Here is a 17,325-nt window from a genome sequence, read left to right as displayed (position 1 = left end):
GGTGGTTGCTCGGTCTGCTGCGCTCAGGACGCAGAACCCTGAGACGCAGAGCCCTCGGCTGCCGGAGCCTCGGCTGCGTCCTCGACGGGAACCAGGCTGATCTTGCCCCGGTTGTCGATGTCGGCGATCTCCACGCGGAGCTTGCTGCCGATGCTGACGACGTCCTCGACCTTGTCGATGCGCTTGCCGTTGCCCAGCTTGGAGATGTGCACCAGGCCGTCACGGCCGGGCAGCAGGGAGACGAAGGCGCCGAAGGCGGTGGTCTTGACGACCGTGCCCAGGAACCGCTCGCCCACCTTGGGCAGCTGGGGGTTGGCGATGGCGTTGATCATGTCGATCGCTGCCTGCGCGGACGGGCCGTCGGCCGCCCCCACGTACACGGTGCCGTCATCCTCGATGGAGATGTTGGCGCCGGTCTGCTCCGTGATGGAGTTGATCATCTTGCCCTTGGGGCCGATGACCTCGCCGATCTTGTCCGTGGGCACCTTGATGGCGGTGACCCGCGGGGCGAAGGGGCTCATCTCGTCGGGCTCGTCGATGGCCTCGGCCATCACCTCGAGGATGGTGATGCGCGCGTCGCGGGCCTGGGTCAGGGCCGCGGCGAGCACCTCCGAGGGGATGCCGTCGAGCTTGGTGTCCAGCTGCAGCGCCGTCACGAAGTCCTTGGTGCCGGCGACCTTGAAGTCCATGTCACCGAAGGCGTCCTCCGCACCGAGGATGTCGGTGATGGCGACGTACTCGGTCTTGCCGTCGACCTGGTCGGAGATCAGGCCCATGGCGATGCCGGCGACGGGCGCCTTCAGCGGCACACCGGCGTTGAGCAGCGACATGGTGGAGGCACACACCGAGCCCATGGAGGTGGAGCCGTTGGAGCTCAGCGCCTCGGAGACCTGCCGGATGGCGTAGGGGAACTCCTCCTGGCTGGGCAGCACGGGCATCAGGGCCCGCTCCGCCAGCGCGCCGTGGCCGATCTCGCGGCGCTTGGGCGAGCCCACGCGACCGGTCTCACCGGTGGAGTACGGCGGGAAGTTGTAGTGGTGCATGTAGCGCTTCTTGGTCTCCGGGCCCAGCGAGTCGATCTGCTGCGCCATCTTGACCATGTCCAGCGTGGTGACACCCAGGATCTGGGTCTCGCCGCGCTCGAACAGCGCCGAGCCGTGGGCGCGCGGGATGAGCGCGACCTCGGCCGAGAGGGAACGGATGTCGGTGAGGCCGCGACCGTCGATGCGCACCTTGTCGCGCAGCACCCGCTGGCGGACCAGCTTCTTGGTCAGCGCGCGGAACGCCGCACCGATCTCCTTCTCGCGACCGGCGAACTCGTCGCCGATGGAGGTGAGCACGCGGTCCTTGACCTCGTCCAGGCGGTCCTCGCGCTCGGACTTGCCGGCGATGGTGAGGGCCTTGCCCAGGTCGATCGACGCCGAGCCCTCGACCGCGGCGAACACGTCGTCGCCGTAGGCCGGGAAGATCGGGAACTCACCAGTGGGCTTGGCGGCCTTGCTGGCCAGCTCCTGCTGGGCGGTGCACAGCGCGGCGATGAACGGCTTGGCCGCCTCGAGGCCGGCGGCCACGATCGACTCGGTGGGCGCCTGCGCGCCGTCCGCGATCTTGGCGACCACGGTGTCGGTGGCCTCGGCCTCCACCATCATGATGGCGACGTCGGCGTCAGCGCCGGAGCCGGACACGATGCGGCCGGCGACCACCATGTTGAAGGTGGCGCGCTCGAGCTGCTCGACGGTCGGGAAGCCGATCCACTGGCCGTCGACCATGGCGACGCGCACGCCACCGACAGGGCCGGAGAAGGGCAGCCCGGCGATCTGGGTGGACGCGGACGCGGCGTTGATGGCCACCACGTCGTACAGGTCGTTGGGGTTCAGGCTCATCACGGTGATGACGACCTGGATCTCGTTGCGCAGCCCGGCCTTGAAGGTGGGGCGCAGCGGCCGGTCGATGAGCCGGCAGGTGAGCACGGCGTCGGTGGAGGGACGGCCCTCGCGACGGAAGAAGGAGCCGGGGATGCGGCCCGCGGCGTACATCCGCTCCTCCACGTCCACGGTCAGCGGGAAGAAGTCCAGGTGGTCCTTGGGGTGCTTGGAGGCGCTGGTCGCGGAGAGCAGCATCGTCTCCTCGTCCAGGTACGCCACCACGGCGCCGTTGGCCTGCTGGGCCAGGTGGCCGGTCTCGAACCGGATGGTGCGCTGGCCGTAGGTGCCGTTGTCGATGACCGCGGTGGCCTCGTACACGCCCTCGTCCTCGAAGCTCTGGTCGTTCTGGTTGGTCTCGCTCATGTAGCTACCTCTCGTCTTTTCCTCGTCTGCCTCCGCGTCGCGCCCGGTCCGTGGGCGGACCTGTCGCGGGACGGCGGCCTTCGATCGAAGCGCTCGGGCTCGTCCAGGTGTGCCTGGCGTCCGAGGGCCACTACCGAGGACCGACTCACGCGTGCTCCGGCGCGGCGGAGTGGGAGTGTTCCCTGGTGGAGCTGGTGGTTCTGGTGGAGCAGGTGGTGCGGTCCGGTGGGGTCACGCCGCGAGGCCTGACCCCACCGGGTTGCATCAGCGACGCAGACCGAGCCGCTCGATCAGCGAGCGGTAGCGCTCGATGTCGACCTTGGCGACGTACTTGAGCAGGCGACGACGACGCCCGACCAGCAGCAGCAGGCCGCGGCGGGAGTGGTGGTCGTGCTTGTGCATCTTCAGGTGCTCGGTGAGGTCGCGGATGCGCTTGGTCAGCAGCGCGACCTGGGCCTCGGGGGACCCGGTGTCGGACTCGTGCAGGCCGTACTCGCTGAGAATGGCCTTCTTGTCCTCGGTGCTCAACGCCACGTACTGATCTCCTCGTTCACTGACGTCCGTGCGGGACGATCGCCGGGCGGACCCGGCAGGGCAGAGCCCTGCGCGGTGCTGCCGGAGGCGACCGGGGCGGTCCTGAGTGACCGCCGTGACCAGTGCTGGCCGGGTGTCGCCGCCACGGACCGCAGCCACACCTTCTGCCCACACTAGCAGGGAGCAGATACCGCAGCCTGCGACAACAGCCTGGCCAGCACCGGAGACTCCGCCGCGACCAGGTGGGCACACCGGGCGAGCTCGTCGGACCCGCACAGCTCGCGCAACGCCTGCACCAGCGACGGCGTTCCCGCCGCGACGGCGGCGTGCACCGGCCCGCGCTCCCCCGCCGCCTGGGCCACCACCACTGCCGGCGCCGCGGTGGCCACCTCGTGCAGGGCCTGCCGGCGCCGGGCCTGCCCGGCGATGGTGAGCGCGGCCCGCTCCAGCAGCACCAGGCGGGCCAGCGCCACCGGGTTGGCCAGCTTCTGCCGGCGCCCGCTCATCACCTGGCTGAGCATGGGTGCGCTGACTCCGAGCACGGCGGCCAGCTGAGCCTGGGAGATGTCGAACTCCACCACCAGGCGGCGGGCACGCTCGCCGAACGGTTCGCCGTAGTACTCCCGCTGCTTGTCCAGGTTCCGGCGGACCGTCTCGGCCGTGCTCACCCCCGGTCGCCCTCCGGCGCAACCCCCAGCAGCTCCCGGGTGCGCTCGATGTCGTGGGCCATCGCGGCCGTCAGGTCGGTGACCTGGTCGAACTTCTCCATGCCGCGCAGCCGCGCCACGAAGTCCACTGCCACGTACTGGCCGTAGAGATCGGCGGTGGTGTCGAGCACGAAGGCCTCCACGGTGCGGGTGCGGCCGGAGAAGGTGGGGTTGGTGCCCACCGAGACCGCGGCCGGACAGCGCTCGCCGGGGGTCACGCTGCCCACCGTGGGCCCCTTGCCCAGCAGGGTGAACCACGCGGCGTAGACCCCGTCGGCAGGGATGGCGGAGTGCATCGGCGGGGCGATGTTGGCGGTGGGGTAGCCCAGGTCGCGACCCCGGCCGTCACCGCGCACCACCACACCCTCCAACCGGTGCGGACGGCCCAGCGCCTCGGCCGCGGCCTGCACGTCGCCGGCGTCCACGCAGGAGCGGATGTAGGTGGAGGAGAAGGTGACGTCGTGCTCCACCAGCAGGCCCACGCCGTCGGTGCTGAAGCCGAAGCGCTGCCCCAGCCGGTGCAGGGTCTCGATGTCGCCCTTGCCGCCGCGGCCGAAGGTGAAGTTCTGCCCCACCACCACGTCGGCGGCGTGCAGGCGCTCCACCAGTACCTCGTGCACGAAGCCCTCGGCGGACAGCCGGGACAGCTCGGCGGTGAAGGGCAGCACGCAGAACACGTCCGCGCCCAGCTCCTCGGCCAGGTCGGCCCGGCGGGCCAGGGTGCTCAGCTGCGCGGGGTGGCTGCCCGGACGGACCACCTCGGCGGGGTGCGGGTCGAAGGTGAGCAGCACGCACGGCACGTTGCGGGCGCGGGCGTGCTGCACCGCCGTGGAGATCAGCTGGGCGTGCCCGCGGTGCACCCCGTCGAAGACGCCGATGGTGACGACGCAGCGCCCCCACCCGGCCGGTACTCCGTCAAGTCCTCGCCACCTCTGCACACCATCACCCTAGTGGCAGACCTGGATCCGGATCAGTTGGTGCCAACCTGCTGCTGGGAGCGGTGCTGGGCGAGGTGCTCGGCGCGCAGCGTGGCCGGGCGCACCACCATCACCGTGCGGGCTCGGTTGCCCGTCTCCTCCAGCAGCGCCACCGCCAGCCCGTCCGGGCCGACCGCGGCGTGCACCCCCTCGATCCCCACCGGCTCCAGCCAGCGGCCCTGGCTGACCGACTCGGCCTGCTCGGCGGTGACCTCCCGCGACCCGAAGGCCGCCCGGATCGCCTCGTCCACGTCCAGGCTCACCCGGGGCGCCTCGGCCAGCTCCTCCAGGGTGCGGGCGTGCTCCAGGGTGAACGAGCCCACCCGGGTGCGCCGCAGCGCGGTGAGGTGGCCGCCCACCTCCAGGGTGGCGCCGAGGTCGCGGGCCAGCGCCCGCACGTAGGTGCCCGAGGAGCACTCCACGTCCACGTCCAGGTCGAGCACGGGGTCGCCCTCGGCGGTGGTGGTGCGGCGTCGGGCGTTGACGTGCAGCCGGGACACGACGACCGAGCGGGCGGCCAGGTCGACCTGCTCCCCCGCCCGCACCCGGGCGTGGGCGCGCTGGCCGTCGACCTTGATGGCGCTGACGGTGGCGGGCACCTGCTCGATGGCACCGGTGAGCCCGGCGATCACCTGGTCGACGGCGTCGTCGCTGAGCCCGCTGGGGTCGCCGACCGTCTGCACCTCGCCCTCGGCGTCGTCGGTGCTGCTGGACTGCCCGAGCCGGATGGTGGCGGTGTAGGCCTTGGTGGTGAGGCTGAGCAGGCCGAGCATCTTGGTGGCGCGCTCCACCCCCAGCACCAGCACGCCGGTGGCCATCGGGTCGAGGGTGCCGGCGTGGCCGATCTTGCGGGTGTTGAGCAGCTTGCGGCAGCGGGCCACCACGTCGTGGCTGGTCAGGCCCGCGGGCTTGTCCACCACGAGCAGGCCGGCGCCGGTCAGGCCGTCGTTGTCAGGGAGCTGGGACACTGCACCGATCCTGCCAGAGCCGCCGGTGCGCCCGGACCACCCGTTGGGCGCCGGGTGGACCCCGTCACTTCCGGGTGGACCCCGTCACGACCGGGTGGCGCCGGCCACCGCCCAGCGCCCCGACCGGGTGCGCACCACCACGGCGGCCAGGCGCAGCAGCATGAAGACGCTGAGCCCGGTCCAGATGCCGACCAGGCCCCAGTCCAGGGCCAGGGAGAGCCAGATCAGCGGCAGGAAGCCCAGCACCGCCGAGCCCAGGGTGGCGGTGCGCAGGAACCGTGCGTCCCCGGCACCCAGCAGCACGCCGTCCAGGGCGAAGACCACCCCGGCCACCGGCATCATCGCCACCAGGAACCACCACGCCTTGGGGATCTCGGCGAGCACGGCTGTGTCGGCGGTGAACACCCGCGGCAACAGCCCGCTGGCGGCGGCGAAGGCCAGGGCCAGCCCGACGCCCAGCACCGCCGACCAGCGGGTGATCCGCCAGGCCAGCGCCCGCGCCGAGGCGGTGCGCGAGGCACCCAGCGCTGCGCCCACCAGCGCCTGGGCGGCGATGGCGAGGGAGTCCAGCACCAGCGCCACGAAGTTCCACAGCTGCAGCACCACCTGGTGCGCGGCCACGCTGGCCGCGCCGAAACGGGCGGCCACCGCGGCGGCGGAGAGGAAGCAGAGCTGGAAGCCGAGGCTGCGCAGCAGCAGGTCGCGGCCCAGCACGAGCTGCGCCCACATCAGCGCCGGCTGGGGCCGCAGCCGCACCCCCGGCTGCGTGTGCGCCTCCCGGCGCAGGGCCTGCAGGAACAGCGCAGCGGCCAGCACCTGCGCCACCACGTTGGCCACCGCGGAACCGGTCAGGCCCATCCCCACCGGGTGCACCAGCACCGGGCAGAGCACCGCCGAGACGGCGTTGCCCACCACCACGTAGCGCAGCGGGCGCACGGTGTCCTGAACGCCCCGCATCCAGCCGTTGCCCGCCAGCGTCACCAGGATGAGCGGGGCGCCGAGCACGGCGATGCGCAGCCACTGCTCGGCCTCGGCAGCCACCTCGCCGCCGCCGGCCAGCACCCGGGTGATCGGGCCGGCGAACAGCTGCACCCCGAGCACCACCAGCACCCCGATGGCCATGGCCAGCCAGGTGGCCTGCGCGCCCTCGGTGACGGCGTCCGCCCGGCGGTGCGCACCGTGCAGCCGGGCCGCCCGGGCGGTGGTGCCGTAGGAGAGGAACGTGAGCTGGGTGCTGACCTGGGCCAGCACCACCGCTCCCACGGCCAGCGCACCCAGCGGCACCGCACCGAGGTGGCCGACGACGGCGGTGTCCACCAGCAGGTAGATCGGCTCGGCGGCCAGCACGCCCAGCGCGGGCAGCGCCAGCCGCGCAACCTGCCCGGCGGATCCCTCCTCGCGCGGGAGGGTGTCGGCGGCCTGCGGGGTGGGGCGGTCGTCCCGGTCTGCTGCGCGGCTCATCCGAGCACGGCCAGCAGCGCGGCGACGACCTCCTCGGCCGTGCCGACCGCGGAGTACCCGGCGGCCAGCCGGTGCCCGCCGCCGCCCAGCGCGGTGGCCGCCGCAGCGACGTCCACCTCACTCTTGGCGCGCAGGGACACCGTCCAGCCCAGCTCGCTGGTCTGCTTGAGCACCGCGGCCACCTCGGCCTCCGAGGCGGTGGCGACCAGGTCGATGATGCTCTCGGTCTCCTCCGACCGCAGTCCCCCGATGTCGGCCGAGGGGACCACCGCGTAGGCCAGGCCGCGCCCACCTGCGGCGGAGCGCTCCAGCACCGCCGAGCCCAGCACGCGGGAGAGCAGCTGCAGCCAGGCGAAGGGGTGGGTGTCCATCAGCGGGCGCACCACCTCCACCGGGTTGAGCCCCGTGGCGATGAGCCGGGACGCCAGCTCGTGGGTCTGCGGCCGGGCGCGCCGGAACGAGGAGGTGTCGGTGACCAGGCCGGCGTACAGGCAGTACGCCAGGTCGCGGTCGAGCTCCACGCCCCACGCGGCGAGCACGTCGGCCACCAGCACCGTGGTGGACTCCGCGAACGGGTCCACCAGGTTGGCGCTGCCGAAGTAGGTGTTGGACGCGTGGTGGTCGATCACCAGCGTCTGCTTGGCGGTGTCCACCCGGTCGCGCAGGTCGCCCAGGCGTCCGCTGCTGCCGCAGTCCACCACCACCAGCAGGCCGGGGGCGGGGTCCACCTCGGTGGGCGGCACCAGCAGGTCCTGGCCCGGCAGCGAGCGCAGCGACTCCGAGGGCACCGCCGGGTCGGCGAAGGACACCTGCACCCCGATGTCCGCGCGGCGCAGCGCGATGCCCAGGGCGAGCGCGCTGCCCAGCGCGTCGGCGTCCGGGTTCACGTGGCACAGCACGGTGACAGCCTCCGCCGTCCCCAGCAGGGTGGCGGCCTCGGACGCGCTGATCTCGGACGAGGCGGTCATCAGTCGGTGCCTGCACCACCGAGGCTGCTGCGGTCCACCACGTCCTCGTCGTCCTCGCGGACGCGCGGGACTCGGTAGGGATCGGGCTCGCCGGCCGGGACGGCCCGCGCTGCCGCGGCCGCCACCTCGGCGTCGCGGGCCCGGGTCTTGGCAAGCAGCTCCTCCATGTGGCGCGCGGTGTCGGGCACCGTGTCGGCCACGAAGGTCAGCGTCGGGGTGAACCGCACGCCGGTGCCGGCGCCCACCCGGGTGCGCAGTGCACCCTTGGCCTGCTCCAGCGCGATCGCGGCGCCCTGGTAGTCCGGCTCCTCGTCGACCTTGGCACCCATCACCGTGTAGAAGATCGTCGCGTCGTGCAGGTCCGCGGTCACCTTGGTGTCGGTGATGGTCACCAGGTCGAGCCGGGGGTCCTTCACCTCGTGCTCGATCGCCGTGGCGACGATCTGGGAGATCCGCTTCGCAAGCTTGCGCGCCCGCGCGGGGTCGGCCATGACGGCCACCGTCCTCATCAGTGTCGTGGATGAATGTTGTTCAGTATGGGTTCGTGCGCCTGCGGGGCCGACGCCGGCCCGGCACGAGAAGCGTTGTCCGCCAGTGCCACTGAGACCAGCGGTGGCTAGTCGTGCGGGCCGAGGACCCGGCGGTGCGCCGAGAGCAGGTCAAGCTCCGGCCGCCCGGCCACCATACGCTCGCAGGAGTCCAGCACCTGGTGCATGTGAGCAGCATCCGACGAGACGACGGCAACACCGATCACGCTGCGCCGGTACCGGTCCTGCAGTCCAGCCTCGGCCACCGACACCTCGAAGCGGCGCCGCAGCTCGGCCACCACGGGCCGGACCACGGAGCGCTTCTGCTTGAGCGAGGCGACGTCACCGAGGAGCACGTCCAGCTCGAGGACACCCACGTACACGTCGGCACCTCCGGCTGGTCGAGCCACAACCGCGCGGGTTGGGTGTGCTCGTGGCACACCCAACCCGCGCGTTGCGGACTAGTCGCGCGGCTTCTCGCGCATCTCGTAGGTCTCGATGATGTCGTCGACCTTGATGTCGGAGTACGACAGGGTCAGACCACACTCGAAGCCCTCGCGAACCTCCGTGACGTCTTCCTTCTCCCGCCGCAGCGAGGTGACGTTGACGTTCTCGGCGATGACGCGACCGTCCCGGATGAGCCGGGCCTTGGCGTTGCGCTTGACCTGGCCGGACTTGACCATGCAACCGGCGATCGTGCCGACCTTGGAGGAGCGGAACAGTGCCCGGATCTCCGCGCGGCCCAGCTCGACCTCTTCGTAGATCGGCTTGAGCATGCCCTTGAGCGCACTCTCGATCTCGTCGATGGCCTGGTAGATCACCGTGTAGTACCGGATGTCGACACCCTCGCGAGTGGCCAGCTCAGTGGCCTTGCCCTCCGCGCGGACGTTGAAGCCGATGATAATCGCGTTGGACGCGGCCGCCAGGTTGACGTTGGTCTCGGTGATGCCACCGACACCGCGGTCGATGACGCGCAGCTGCACCTCGTCGTCGATCTGGATGTTGTACAGCGCCTCCTCGAGGGCCTCCACCGTTCCGGAGTTGTCGCCCTTGAGGATGAGGTTGAGCTCGTTGGTCTCCTTGAGCGCCGCATCCAGGTCGTCCAGGCTGATCCGCTTGCGGGAGCGAGCCTGCAGCGCGTTGCGCTTGCGCGCGTTGCGACGGTCGGCGATCTGCCGCGCGATGCGGTCCTCGTCGACCTTCAGCAGGTTGTCGCCGGCACCGGGCACCGAGGTGAACCCGATGACCTGCACCGGGCGCGACGGGGTCGCCTCGAGGACGTCCTCGCCGTGCTCGTCGACCATCCGGCGCACCCGGCCGTAGGCGTCACCGGCGACGACGGAGTCACCGACGCGCAGCGTGCCTCGCTGGATGAGCACGGTGGCCACCGGGCCACGGCCGCGGTCGAGGTGGGCCTCGATGGCCACACCCTGGGCGTCCATGTCCGGGTTGGCCCGCAGGTCCAGCGCCGCGTCCGCGGTGAGCAGCACGGCCTCCAGCAGGGCGTCGATGTTCGTGCCCTGCTTTGCGGAGATGTCGACGAACATCGTGTCGCCGCCGTACTCCTCGGCCACCAGGTTGTACTCGGTGAGCTGCTGGCGGATCTTCTCGGGGTTGGCCCCCTCCTTGTCGATCTTGTTCACCGCCACCACGATCGGCACGTCCGCTGCCTGGGCGTGGTTGATGGCCTCCACCGTCTGCGGCATGACGCCGTCGTCGGCGGCAACCACCAGGATCGCCAGGTCGGTGGCCTTCGCACCACGGGCACGCATGGCGGTGAACGCCTCGTGACCGGGGGTGTCGATGAAGGTGACCAGTCGCTGGTTGCCCTCGAGCTCGGTGAGCACCTGGTAGGCACCGATGTGCTGGGTGATGCCACCGGCCTCGCCCTCGCGGACGTTCTCCTTGCGGATGGTGTCCAGCAGTCGGGTCTTTCCGTGGTCGACGTGACCCATGACGGTGACCACCGGCGGACGCACGACGAGGTCCTCCTCGCCGCCCTCGTCCTCGCCGTAGGTGAGGTCGAAGGCGTTGAGCAGCTCGCGGTCCTCGTCCTCCGGGCTGACCACCTGCACGACGTAGTTCATCTCGGAGCCGAGCAGCTCCAGGATCTCGTCGTTGACCGACTGGGTGGCCGTGACCATCTCACCGAGGTGGAACAGGGCCTGCACCAGCGCAGCGGGGTTCGCGTCGATCTTCTCGGCGAAGTCCGACAGCGAGGCACCGCGGGCGAGCCGGATGGTCTCGCCGTTGCCGTGCGGCAGCCGCACGCCGCCGACGGCGGGCGCCTGCATGCTCTCGTACTCGGCGCGCTTCGCCCGCTTCGACTTGCGACCGCGACGGACGGGACCGCCCGCGCGACCGAAGGCACCAGCCGCAGCACCCCGACCGCGGTTGCCGCCACCGGGACGACCCCGGAAGCCGGAGCCCGCGGGGGACCTGCCGGCGCACCGGTGCCACCACCGCGGTAGTTGCCGCCGCCACCGGGACCGCCGGTGCGAGCACCGCCGGGAGCACCCGGACGACCGGGACGACCACCAGGACCGGCAGCCGGACGGGCCGCACGCTGGGGCATCGCACCCGGGCTGGGACGCGGCGGCATGTTGCCAGGGCTGGGCCGGGGACCACCGGCGCCAGGAGCCGGACGCGGTCCACCAGGACCGGCGGCCGGACGCGGTGCACCCGGACGCGGAGCACCGGCACCGGGGGCAGGCGCTGCACCCGGACGCGGGGCAGCCGCAGGGCGCGGCGGCGTCGGGGCAGAGCTGAACGGGTTGTTGCCCACTCGCGGAGCCTTGGGCGCCGGAGCCTTGGGACCAGGCTTGGGTCCGGCCGGCGACGGGGCCGACGGAGCCTGGGCTGCGGGAGCCTGAGCCGCGGGGGCCTGGGGCTCCGGAGCTGCCGGTGCCTGCGGGGCAGGAGCCTGCGGCGCGGGAGCCGGAGCTGCCGCGGGGGCCTGCGGTGCGGGCGCACCGGGCTTGGCCGAGGTGGCCCGAGCCGCGGGTGCCTGCGGTGCCGGAGCCTGCGCGGCCGGGGCCTGCGGCTCCGGACGCTGGGCGGCGGGTGCCTGCGGGGCAGGAGCCTGCTGGGCCGGCGACGGCGCGGGAGCGCCCGGCCGGGGGCCGGACGGCTGCTGCGCTGCAGGCGCTTCGGGGGCGGACGGACGCGCGCCGGGACGGGGTCCCGGACGGGCTCCACCCGGCGTGGGCTGCGCGGCGGGGGCCGCGCTGCTGCCGTTCGCTCCGGGGAATGCCTCCCGCAGTCGACGGGCGACTGGCGCCTCGACCGTGGAAGACGCTGACTTCACGAACTCGCCCTGCTCCTTGAGCTTGGCGAGAACATCCTTGCTGGTGACACCGAGCTCTTTCGCTAGCTCGTGCACGCGGGCCTTACCTGCCACTGCTCTCCTTACTGGGAGGCCGGCGGCAAGATCCGCACGACCTCGGTTACAACCGACGGACGTTCATCACTGAGACTTCACGGGGTGCTCATGAGTTCTTGGCCTGTCTTCCTTGGTGGGCATGCTCTGTGGTGCTCACCGAACTGTCCGCCACGAGGGCGGCTGCTGCACTGACGTCGAGCGGACCAGGAACACGCAGTGCCCTGGGAAGTGCTCGCCGCCGCTCCGCAGCGTCCAGACACCGGCTGGTGGGGTGCAACCACGCACCCCGTCCGGTCATCCTGTGCTGCGGATCAGGGATCACGCACGAGCCTCGCGCAACTACCCTGAGCAGTTCGGCGGTCGACGCCCGGACCCGGCACCCCACACAGGTCCGTTGCGGCTGGTGTGCCGCGGCGGACCGAGTGGAACACAGGGCGTCAAGCTCGACCACGGACAAGTCTAGCGCTCCTGCCGGCCTTGCGACGAACCGTCCCGTTCACCCGGTCCCGCGGCGGCCGTCTCGTCGGTCGGCGCCGCGTCGCTGCGGATGTCGATTCGCCACCCGGTGAGCCGCGCGGCCAGCCGTGCGTTCTGCCCTTCCTTGCCGATCGCCAGGGACAGCTGGAAGTCCGGGACCACCACGCGCGCAGCGCGAGCCGCCTCGTCCACCACGGTGACGCTGACGACCTTGGACGGCGACAGGGCGTTGCCGACGAAGCGGGCGGGGTCGTCGTCGTAGTCGATGATGTCGATCTTCTCCCCCGCCAGCTCGCTCATGACGTTGCGCACGCGCTGCCCCATCGGACCGATGCAGGCGCCCTTGGCGTTGAGCCCCGCCACCTTGGTGCGCACCGCGATCTTGGACCGGTGCCCGGCCTCGCGGGCGACGGCCATGATCTCCACGGAGCCGTCCGCGATCTCGGGCACCTCCAGGGCGAAGAGCTTGCGCACCAGGTTCGGGTGGGTGCGGGAGAGGCTGATGACCGGCCCGCGCTGGCCGCGGGTGACGCCCACGACGTAGCACTTGACCCGCTCGCCGTGCTCGTAGCTCTCCCCGGGCACCTGCTCGGCCGGTGGCATCACGCCCTCCACGCCGGTGGCCTCGCTGCCGATGCGCACCACCACCATGCCGCGGGCGTTGGCCCGGGAGTCGCGCTGCACCACGCCGCCGACGATCTCGCCCTCGTGCGTGGCGAACTCGCCGAAGGTGTGCTCGTGCTCGGCGTCGCGCAGCCGCTGCAGGATCACCTGTCGCGCCGTGGTGGCGGCGATGCGGCCGAAGCCCTCCGGGGTGTCGTCCCACTCGGAGACGAGGTTGCCCTCGGAGTCGACCTCGCGGGCCATCACCCGGACCAGGCCGGTTCGCCGGTCGACGTCGATGCGGGCGTCCGGCTGGTGGCCGTCGACGTGCTTGTACGCGGTGAGCAGCGCGGACTGGATCGCCGAGATGACGGTCTCGATGGACACGCCCTTCTCCGACTCGATTGCGCGCAGGGCCGCGACGTCGATATTCACTTGTTCTCCTCGTTGTCCGCCACGGCGTTGTCCACCGTGCTCGATCCCCCCGCGTCACTGTCTTCGGTGTCTTCGGTGTCTTCGGTGTCGTGGTCTTCGGTGTCGTCGTCCTGGGTGTCGCCGGTCGCTTCCCCCAGCTCGACCGGCTCCCCGGGGACCGCACCGCGGGGCGCTCCGGTGATGGCCAGCTCGGCCGGGTCCGGCCGGGAGAACTCCACCTCGACCACGGCGGAGCGGACGTCGGCCAGCGCGACGGTGCGCACCTGTGGCTGCGGTCGAGCGGTCAGCACCAGCGTCACGGTGCCGTCGACGACCTCGCCCACCCGGCCGCTCACCTTCTCCTGCTCCAGGGTCACGGCGACTCGTCGGCCGCGGGCACGGCGCCAGTGCCGCTCCAGGGTGAGCGGGCGGTCCACGCCGGGTGTGGTGACCTCGAGGGTGTAGGAGGAGTCGGCCACGCCGGGCGTGGCGTCGAGCACCGCGGAGATGGCCCGGCTCAGCTCGGCGACCTCGTCGAGCTCCAGCCCGTCCTCGGAGTCCACGATGATGCGGACGACGCTGCGACGGCCCGCTGCGGAGACCGTGACACCTTCCAGGTCGCAGGCGAAGCCGGCGACGACGTCACCGATGAGCTCGGTGACCTTGTCTGGGGGCGGGACGGGCATGAGTGGGGCTCCCAGCTGGGTTGAGGCGTGCAGTTGTGGCAGGCGACTGGAGTGCGCCCGCGAATGCTCAGACTAGCGGCTCGCGGCTGGCAAGATGACCGTCGTGCCTCCCGTTACAAGCCCCGTCCTGCCGGTGCTCACCCGCCGCCGCTTCGCGCTCGGTGCCACTGCGGTGGCAATGACCCTGGCGGCCAGCGGGTGCGGGGTGCTGGGCGGTTCAGACAGCCCTGACCAGCAGGAACAGGACGTCGAGCCTCGGGTGGACCCGCTGATCGCCCTCGCCGCCGCAGCCCGTGCCGACGCCGCCGCCGCCACCCAGCTGGCCACCACCGTTCCCGAGCAGGCTGTGGTGCTCAGCACAGTGTCCGCCGACCGCACGGCGCACGCCGAGGCCATCGAGGCGGAGGTCACCCGCGCCGCGGGCCCCACCCCGGCCACCCCGCAGTCCGGGGCCACCAGCACCACCCAGCCGGCCACCACGTCCGCGGCCGGGTCGACGGCCCCGGCCACCCCGGGCCCGGCCACCGTGGCCGAGCTCAAGACCGAGCTGCAGGCCCACGAGCGCGCCGCCGCCGAGCTGGCGCGGACCGAGCCGGCCTACCGCGCCGGGCTGCTGGGCTCCGTCGCCGCCGCCTGCGCCAGCCACCAGGCGGTGCTGGCATGAGCACCCCCCGCACCCCCGACGCCGCCGAGCAGCAGCAGGCCCTGGCCGACGCCGTGGCCGCCGAGCACGCTGCCGTGTTCGCCTACGGCGTGGTGGACGCCCACGCGTCGCCGCAGCGCCAGGCCTGGGTCACCGCCGTCTCCGCCGCACACCGCGCCCGCCGCGACGCCACCAGCGAGGCGCTGCGGGCCACCGGCGCCACCCCGCCGCACGCCGCGGCCGGCTACACGCTGCCCGTCGCGGTCAACGACCCGATCACGGCCGCCGAGCTGGGCGTGCGGGTGGAGACCGAGACCGCGGTGGCCTGGCGGGCCGTGCTGGAGCGCTCCGCGCCCGACGCCAGCGCCACCGGCCTGCGGGCCACCGCCGCCGCGGCGCTCACCGACTGCGCGGTGCGCGCCGCCTACTGGCGTGCCGCGCTGACCACCAACCCCGTCACCACTGCCTTCCCGGGACAGCCATGAAGACCACCGTGCTCGAGGTGCGCACCGGCTCCGCCGAGACCGTCGCCGACCTGACCGCCGACTGCGCCCGCTTCCTCGCCGACTGCGACGCTGACGAGGGCCTGCTCAACGTGTGGGTGCCGCACGCCACCGCCGGGGTGGCGGTGCTGGAGACCGGCGCGGGCAGCGAGACCGACCTGCTGGCGATCCTGCGCGAGCTGCTGCCCGCCGACGACCGCTGGCGCCACCGGCACGGCTCCCCCGGCCACGGCCGCGACCACGTGCTGCCCGCGCTCGTCGCCCCGCACGCCACCATCCCGGTGCTCGGCGGCGAGCTGGCGCTGGGCACCTGGCAGTCGGTGTGCCTGGTGGACACCAACGGCGACAACACCACCCGCCAGGTCCGGCTCAGCTACCTGCGCGGCTGAGCCGGACCTCCGGGGAGCTACCGCCCGCTGAGCAGCTCCAGTGCCTCGGCGGCGGGGACCTCGCGGCTGGTGCCGGCGAAGCGGTCGCGCAGCTCCACCATCCCGTCCTTCCAGCCGCGGCCGACCACGCAGATCACCGGCACGCCCAGCAGCTCGGCGTCGGCGAACTTGACGCCGGGAGACGCCTTGCGGTCGTCCAGGAACACCCGCACCCCGCGGGCGTCGAGGTCAGCGGCCAGCTGCTCCGCCCCCGCCGTGGCGTCGGCGTCCTTGCCAGCGATCACCAGGTGCACGTCGGCCGGGGCCACCTCGGCGGGCCAGCGCAGGCCGCGCTCGTCGTGGCACTGCTCGGCGATGACGGCGACCAGGCGAGACACGCCCACGCCGTAGGAACCCATGGTGGGCCGGACCTTCTTGCCGTCCTGGCCCAGCACGTCCACGGTGAACGCGTCGGTGTACTTGCGGCCGAGCTGGAAGATGTGGCCGATCTCGATGCCCCGGGCGGCCACCAGCGGCCCGCCGCCGTCGGGCGAGGGGTCGCCGTCGCGGACCTCGGCGGCCTCGATGGTGCCGTCGGGGGTGAAGTCGCGCCCGCAGACCAGGTCCACCACGTGCTTGCCCGCCTCGTCGGCGCCGGTGATCCAGGCGGTGCCGGTGACCACGCGGGGGTCCACCAGGTAGCGCACGCCGTTCGCGGCCAGCGCGCGCGGGCCGATGTAGCCCCGGACCAGGAACGGGTTCTTGGCGAAGTCGGACTCGGTGAGCAGCACCACCTCGGCCGGCTCCAGCGCCGCCTCCAGCCGCTTGGTGTCCACCTCGCGGTCGCCGGGGATGCCGACGCCCACCAGCTCCCACTCACCGCCCGGGAGCTTGGTCTTGACCAGGATGTTCTTCAGCGTGTCGGCCGCGGTGACGGTGCGGCCCAGGTCAGCACCGTTGGCCCACGTCACCAGGGCGTCGATGGTGGCGGTGTCCGGGGTGTCCAGCACCCGGGCCTCGGGCAGGCCCTCCAGCGACCGGGCGGGCGGGGCCATCGTGGTGACGGCCTCCACGTTGGCCGCGTAGCCGGACTCCAGGCAGCGGACGAAGGTGTCCTCGCCGTTCGCGCTCTCGGCCAGGAACTCCTCCGACGCCGAGCCACCCATGGCTCCGGACATGGCCGAGACGATGACGTACTTGAGGCCGAGGCGCTCGAACATCCGTTGGTAGGCGCCGCGGTGGGCGGCGTAGGACTTGGCCAGGCCCTCGTCGTCGAGGTCGAAGGAGTAGGAGTCCTTCATGATGAACTCGCGGCCGCGCAGGATGCCCGCGCGCGGGCGCTCCTCGTCGCGGTACTTGGTCTGCACCTGGTAGAGGGTGACCGGGAAGTCCTTGTAGGAGTTCAGCTCACCCTTCACGGTGAGCGCGAACATCTCCTCGTGGGTGGGGCCCAGCAGGTAGTCGTTGTTCTTGCGGTCCTTGAGCCGGAACAGCGCCGGGCCGTACTCGGTCCACCGGTTGGTGGTCTCGTAGGCCTGGCGGGGCAGCAGCGCCGGCAGGCTGATCTCCTGCGCGCCGATGGCGTCCATCTCCTCGCGCACCACCCGCTCCACCTCGCGGAGCACCCGCAGGCCCAGCGGCAGCCAGGAGTAGACGCCGGGAGCGATGCGGCGCACGTAGCCGGCGCGCACCAGCAGCTTGTGGCTGGGCACCTCGGCGTCAGCGGGGTCGTCGCGCAGGGTGCGCAGGAACAGGGAGGACAGGCGGGTGATCACGGGTGGTCAGCGTAGTCGCCGACGCGCGGGCCTCCCGCCGTCCT

At 72.4% G+C, this 17,325-nt stretch carries 16 protein-coding genes and 1 pseudogene; 3 read left to right on the top strand and 14 right to left on the bottom strand.

Translation table 11 applies throughout. The features are described 5' to 3' along the window. Window positions 1-23: 23 nt before the first annotated feature. From ELX43_RS04890 to rimP, 13 genes and pseudogenes are all read right to left on the bottom strand, one after another. Window positions 24-2,288: a polyribonucleotide nucleotidyltransferase gene (locus ELX43_RS04890; RefSeq protein WP_127782387.1), complete on the bottom strand. Its 2,265-nt coding sequence runs from the start codon at window positions 2,286-2,288 to the stop codon at window positions 24-26. Window positions 2,289-2,552: 264 nt separating this feature from the next. Next, window positions 2,553-2,822 (bottom strand): 30S ribosomal protein S15, encoded by a 270-nt coding sequence (gene rpsO / locus ELX43_RS04885; RefSeq protein WP_127782386.1) that lies wholly within the window; start codon window positions 2,820-2,822, stop codon window positions 2,553-2,555. Window positions 2,823-2,995: 173 nt separating this feature from the next. Continuing rightward, window positions 2,996-3,490, bottom strand: a complete 495-nt coding sequence (locus tag ELX43_RS04880) for a helix-turn-helix transcriptional regulator (protein ID WP_127782385.1) — start codon at window positions 3,488-3,490, stop codon at window positions 2,996-2,998. Next, on the bottom strand, window positions 3,487-4,467 hold the full coding sequence (locus ELX43_RS04875; RefSeq protein WP_127782384.1) for a bifunctional riboflavin kinase/FAD synthetase: 981 nt from the start codon (window positions 4,465-4,467) through the stop codon (window positions 3,487-3,489). Before ELX43_RS04875 ends, ELX43_RS04880 begins: the two co-directional genes overlap by 4 nt. Before the next feature lie 32 nt (window positions 4,468-4,499). After that, window positions 4,500-5,483 (bottom strand): tRNA pseudouridine(55) synthase TruB, encoded by a 984-nt coding sequence (truB, locus tag ELX43_RS04870; RefSeq protein ID WP_127782383.1) that lies wholly within the window; start codon window positions 5,481-5,483, stop codon window positions 4,500-4,502. Window positions 5,484-5,558: 75 nt separating this feature from the next. Further along, window positions 5,559-6,935: an MATE family efflux transporter gene (locus ELX43_RS04865; RefSeq protein ID WP_127782382.1), complete on the bottom strand. Its 1,377-nt coding sequence runs from the start codon at window positions 6,933-6,935 to the stop codon at window positions 5,559-5,561. Continuing rightward, the gene (locus ELX43_RS04860; protein WP_127782381.1) at window positions 6,932-7,903 is read right to left on the bottom strand and encodes a bifunctional oligoribonuclease/PAP phosphatase NrnA; all 972 of its coding nucleotides are present in this window, start codon (window positions 7,901-7,903) and stop codon (window positions 6,932-6,934) included. Before ELX43_RS04860 ends, ELX43_RS04865 begins: the two co-directional genes overlap by 4 nt. Then, a complete protein-coding gene (gene rbfA / locus ELX43_RS04855) occupies window positions 7,903-8,394 on the bottom strand; it encodes a 30S ribosome-binding factor RbfA (RefSeq protein WP_127782380.1) in 492 nt (163 codons plus the stop codon). Before rbfA ends, ELX43_RS04860 begins: the two co-directional genes overlap by 1 nt. Window positions 8,395-8,519: 125 nt before the next feature. Beyond that, complete coding sequence (locus ELX43_RS04850; protein WP_127782379.1) at window positions 8,520-8,813, bottom strand: DUF503 domain-containing protein; 294 nt, start codon at window positions 8,811-8,813, stop codon at window positions 8,520-8,522. A 78-nt stretch (window positions 8,814-8,891) separates the two neighbouring features. Further along, window positions 8,892-11,830: pseudogene (infB, locus tag ELX43_RS04845) on the bottom strand (translation initiation factor IF-2). Between the two features lie 88 nt (window positions 11,831-11,918). Next, a complete protein-coding gene (locus ELX43_RS04840) occupies window positions 11,919-12,197 on the bottom strand; it encodes a YlxR family protein (protein ID WP_346773869.1) in 279 nt (92 codons plus the stop codon). Between the two features lie 74 nt (window positions 12,198-12,271). Further along, complete coding sequence (gene nusA, locus ELX43_RS04835) at window positions 12,272-13,327, bottom strand: transcription termination factor NusA (protein WP_127782378.1); 1,056 nt, start codon at window positions 13,325-13,327, stop codon at window positions 12,272-12,274. After that, window positions 13,324-13,992 (bottom strand): ribosome maturation factor RimP, encoded by a 669-nt coding sequence (rimP, locus tag ELX43_RS04830; protein ID WP_127782377.1) that lies wholly within the window; start codon window positions 13,990-13,992, stop codon window positions 13,324-13,326. Before rimP ends, nusA begins: the two co-directional genes overlap by 4 nt. 94 nt (window positions 13,993-14,086) lie before the next feature. Here rimP and ELX43_RS17565 point away from each other — a divergent pair, with 94 nt between their 5' ends. From ELX43_RS17565 to ELX43_RS04815, 3 genes are read left to right on the top strand one after another with little or no spacing between them, the layout of a single operon-like run. Beyond that, window positions 14,087-14,656, top strand: coding sequence for a hypothetical protein (locus tag ELX43_RS17565; RefSeq protein WP_164860583.1), 570 nt, complete (start codon window positions 14,087-14,089; stop codon window positions 14,654-14,656). After that, window positions 14,653-15,120, top strand: a complete 468-nt coding sequence (locus ELX43_RS04820; RefSeq protein WP_127782375.1) for a DUF4439 domain-containing protein — start codon at window positions 14,653-14,655, stop codon at window positions 15,118-15,120. Before ELX43_RS17565 ends, ELX43_RS04820 begins: the two co-directional genes overlap by 4 nt. Continuing rightward, complete coding sequence (locus ELX43_RS04815) at window positions 15,117-15,527, top strand: secondary thiamine-phosphate synthase enzyme YjbQ (protein ID WP_127782374.1); 411 nt, start codon at window positions 15,117-15,119, stop codon at window positions 15,525-15,527. Before ELX43_RS04820 ends, ELX43_RS04815 begins: the two co-directional genes overlap by 4 nt. Window positions 15,528-15,544: 17 nt before the next feature. Here the strand turns inward: ELX43_RS04815 and ELX43_RS04810 are convergent, their stop codons facing one another. Further along, entirely contained in the window at window positions 15,545-17,281 is a 1,737-nt protein-coding gene (locus ELX43_RS04810; RefSeq protein WP_127782373.1) for a proline--tRNA ligase, read from the bottom strand. Window positions 17,282-17,325: the final 44 nt, after the last annotated feature.

It is taken from the genome of Rhodococcus sp. X156, assembly GCF_004006015.1.
GTDB lineage: Bacteria > Actinomycetota > Actinomycetes > Mycobacteriales > Mycobacteriaceae > X156.
Note: the sequence above shows the minus strand (reverse complement) of the source record. Positions and strands in the feature narration are given on the sequence as shown.